At 40.0% G+C, this 3162-nt stretch carries 3 protein-coding genes and 1 pseudogene; all 4 read left to right on the top strand.

Going from position 1 to position 3162, the window contains the following annotated elements:
* The coding region (locus AC1DSB_RS17010; protein ID WP_477587179.1) for a DUF47 family protein at positions 1-315 on the top strand (315 nt) is incomplete at its 5' end.
* 80 nt (positions 316-395) lie between these two features.
* Positions 396-875: a DUF456 domain-containing protein gene (locus AC1DSB_RS17005; RefSeq protein WP_342543476.1), complete on the top strand. Its 480-nt coding sequence runs from the start codon at positions 396-398 to the stop codon at positions 873-875.
* A gap of 119 nt (positions 876-994) precedes the next feature.
* Complete coding sequence (locus AC1DSB_RS17000) at positions 995-1603, top strand: superoxide dismutase (RefSeq protein ID WP_342543477.1); 609 nt, start codon at positions 995-997, stop codon at positions 1601-1603.
* A 703-nt stretch (positions 1604-2306) separates the two neighbouring features.
* A pseudogene (locus tag AC1DSB_RS16995) lies at positions 2307-3098 on the top strand (penicillin-binding protein); the annotation flags it as partial.
* Between the last annotated feature and the right edge of the window lie 64 nt (positions 3099-3162).

The raw sequence follows: 3162 nt of genomic DNA, 5'->3' as shown, positions 1-3162 counted from the left end.
GTTAATCGTCTTAAGTTAACGGACGATGCGATTAAAGATTTGACAGAAATGTTCACATTAACGATAGGAACTGTTGAAAAAGCATTGGAAGCATTGGACACAAACAGCCTTGGATTGGCCCGTGAAGTAGCGGAGCAGGAAGATTTAATTGATAAAATGGAACGTAAATTCCGTAAAAAGCATATTTTACGTCTAAATGAAGGCATATGTTCACCTCAAGCGGGGATGATCTTTGTGGATATTGTTAGTAATCTGGAACGAATCGGTGATCACGCTGTCAACATTGCGGAGGCAGTATTAGGTAAGAGAGCATAAAATGACATCTCCTCTGGTGCTTTACATCTTGCGAAATGTAAGGCACGATTAAGAGGAGATTTTTTTATTGGAGGGAAATAATGGAAATTGTTGGCTGGGGACTTATCATTATTAGTTTTGTTATTGGATTCATTGGACTCGTCTACCCAATCATTCCATCTGTAATTTTTATAGTTGGTGGATTTTTATTGTATGGGGTGTTTTTCTCGTTCGCTGAACTCCCTTGGTGGTTCTGGTTAATTGAAGTATTATTTGTCATTTTACTTTTTGGAGCCGATATGATGGCAAATGCATTCGGCGTGAAAAAATATGGTGGGAGTAAAGCCGGTATATGGGGGAGTACAATTGGGTTATTATTAGGACCTATTGTTTTGCCGTTTGCAGGAATTATTCTAGGGCCATTTTTAGGAGCGATTATTGCCGAGCTCCTTTTTGCTCGCACATCCATCAAACAAGCAATTAAAACTGGGTTTGGATCAGTAATTGGGTTCCTGACTTCGGTTATTACAAAGGGTATCGTGCAGATCGTCATGATTGTCATTTTCTTTTGGGTTGTCTGATATTCAGTCGAAAGACTGAATTCACAAAATTGCATTGATAATATTTGAACGAGCGAACTTATTTTGATACGCTATTAAATGTAAAAACTAATTAGAGATCCTTTAGGAGGAAATGACACATGGCTTACGAATTACCACAACTCCCTTACGCGTATGACGCACTAGAACCACATATTGACAAAGAAACAATGAATATTCACCACACGAAACACCATAACGCATATGTAACAAATCTTAACAACGCTCTTGCTGGTCACGATGACCTTCTTAGCAAATCAGTTGAAGAATTGATTGCAAACCTTGATGCTGTTCCTGAATCTGCTCGTGCTGCAGTTCGTAACAACGGTGGCGGTCATGCCAACCATTCATTGTTCTGGGAATTATTATCTCCTAACGGTGGTGGAAACCCATCAGGCGCATTAGCTGAAGCAATTGATGCGAAATTTGGTGGCTTTGATGCATTCAAAGAAGAGTTTGCTAAAGCAGCAACAACTCGCTTCGGTTCTGGCTGGGCTTGGTTATCAGTTAAAAACGGTGAATTAGAATTAACTTCTACACCAAACCAGGACTCTCCGATTATGGAAGGTTCTACACCTATTCTTGGTTTAGATGTTTGGGAGCACGCGTATTACCTAAACTATCAAAACCGTCGTCCTGACTACATTGGCGCTTTCTGGAATGTAGTAAACTGGGATGAAGTATCAAAACGATACGAATCTGCTAAATAATAAGTGTCTCTCCGTTTTTAAGTTCTTCTTTCTGTAACAAAGTTGGTACCTGCTGATATTAAGTTGGTACGCAGAGTAGGAAGAAAAGCAGGAGCAGATGAAAAAAATAGCTCGAAATGGAATCAGAGAAACGTACCGTCGGTACGCCACTCTGGTTCTTTTTTTATGTCCAAATAAGCTGATGTAACAAGTATTTGTCGTCTTTCAATCCTGAGAAAAAAGAGTGAAGAAAAGCCTGGAAAACGCCTGAGAACCATCCCTTTCTCCTTAAACCTTATCACTACTACGTTCCAACTTCATTACGTTTTAAGCTCGAATAAAAGCCTGAAAAAGAGCCTGAAAGGGGCAAAACAGGGAAAAACTTCATTCCATCATTGAGAAGTGAAAAAGGGGTGGGAAGTGGGTGAAAGGCAAGTGGAGAAGGAATTGTAAGAAAATGGGGTGAGGGAAGAACTTAATATCAGAAAGACAATAAGAAAAGCGTAAAGCGCTATGTAGCCTGACACCGGCTCTGGAATGACCGATTCGAAAGCTTACTTTCGGAAGAGGGTCTGAAGCTTAGGTGCGAGCTGGCGCTTGAAGCTTGACAAATTATCGATAAATGAAACATAACACACACTCATTTCGTTAAATGAGTGTGTGTTTTTTTGCGCAAAATGATATACTACTTTACAGTTAGAAAGCTAGAAGGAGGACTGCGGCAGTGCGCAAAACATCAAAAAAGAGAGCGGCAAGTGCAAAGGCAAAACACCTCGCAAATGTCGCATTTCGAATGAATATCCTCTTTTTCTCCATCTTTTTGTTATTCTCTATCCTCATTTTACGCCTCGGATATTTACAGATTGTCAAAGGAGAAGATTTCGTCCGTGAACTGAAAAGAACGGAAGAGGTACCTGTTAATACAAGTGTTCCAAGAGGAAGAATATATGATAGTGCAGGGCGTATTTTAGTAGATAATGAACCTAAAAATGCAATTACGTATACTAAATTGCAAACGACCAAACAAGAGGAAATGTTAACTATTGCTGAACAGTTGGCAAAGTTAATCGAGAAAGAGACAGACAGTGTGACATTGCGGGATAAACAGGATTATTGGATTCAACTACATAAAGAAGAAGCTTATGAAAAAGTATCCAAGAAAGAAGAAAACAAATTGTTGGCGGACGAAACACTTTCGTCAGCGGATTTGCAGAAACAAATCGACAAATTGGTAASAGAGCGGATTACAGAAAAAGAACTTGGCACTATAACTGATCAGCAACTTGAAGTTCTGGCTATATATCGCGAAATGGCATCGGGGTATGCATTATCACCACAAATCATTAAAAGTGAAAATGTGACACCTGAAGAATTTGCACGTGTTTCTGAGCGATTGACAGAAATGGTAGGAGTCAATACCACGACCGATTGGGTTCGAGTTCCTAAATCACCACTTGCTATTTTAGGTCGTACCACATCCCCGAAAGAAGGGATTCCAAGACGACCGATTGGGTTCGAGTTCCTAAATCACCTCTTGCTATTTTAGGTCGTACCACATCCCCGAAAGAAGGGATTCCAAG

The sequence above is a fragment of the Paenisporosarcina sp. P4_E4_2 genome, assembly GCF_056401595.1.
This window is presented reverse-complemented; position numbering and strand designations above follow the sequence as displayed.